At 68.2% G+C, this 255-nt stretch carries 1 pseudogene; it reads left to right on the plus strand.

Annotation, left to right across the window (positions count from 1 at the left end):
* Positions 1-255, plus strand: a pseudogene (locus QSK45_RS38230) (acetyl-coenzyme A synthetase); the annotation flags it as partial.

Here is a 255-nt window from a genome sequence, read left to right on the forward strand (position 1 = left end):
TCCCCGACGGCGGCGGCGGCTACCTCGTCCTCACCGAACCCTGGCCCGCCATGCTCCGCACCATCTGGGGCGACGACCAGCGCTTCAAGGACACCTACTGGTCCCGCTTCGAAGGCAAGTACTTCGCCGGCGACGGCGCCAAGAAGGACCAGGACGGCGACATCTGGCTCCTCGGCCGCGTCGACGACGTCATGCTCGTCTCCGGCCACAACATCTCCACCACCGAGGTCGAATCCGCCCTCGTCTCCCACCCCG

It is taken from the genome of Streptomyces hygroscopicus subsp. hygroscopicus, assembly GCF_030269125.1.
Lineage (GTDB): Bacteria > Actinomycetota > Actinomycetes > Streptomycetales > Streptomycetaceae > Streptomyces > Streptomyces hygroscopicus_C.